This window comes from Roseburia amylophila (assembly GCF_025567465.1).
In the GTDB taxonomy this organism is placed as follows: domain Bacteria; phylum Bacillota; class Clostridia; order Lachnospirales; family Lachnospiraceae; genus Roseburia_C; species Roseburia_C amylophila.
In genome coordinates, this window is sequence record NZ_JAOQKI010000041.1 from 1 (window position 1) to 356 (window position 356).

1 protein-coding gene is annotated in these 356 nt (G+C 42.1%); it reads right to left on the reverse strand.

Going from position 1 to position 356, the window contains the following annotated elements; genetic code table 11:
- Window positions 1-172: 172 nt before the first annotated feature.
- The coding region (locus OCV43_RS13825) for a hypothetical protein (protein ID WP_262624380.1) at window positions 173-356 on the reverse strand (184 nt) is incomplete at its 5' end.

Consider the following 356-nt stretch of genomic DNA (forward strand, 5'->3'; position numbering starts at 1 on the left):
GCCTGCTGCAAAGCCTCCTTTGGCATTGCCGTCTGCTCTTTGCGGTTCCAGTATTGCGCTGCCTGTTCAAATTCTTCATGTGTCATATAAAGTTCATCTCCTGATTCTGGCTTTATTTTTTTGCCTTTTCTTTTATCCCGTCATTTTACCCTTTTATTTCTCCACGTTTCTTTTATCGATATTCCTGGGATACCTCTAAATAGCTTCGCTTTCCACTGATATAATCTGCATAGGCAAGTTCCGGGTCTTTTCCACGAAATACCGTGCAAAGTCCGCACATCTCGCAGTCTGCAATACATGGAAAAGCATTTTTGATATACTGTCTTCTTTCCGCTTCAGTAGAGGTCTCTATTTCC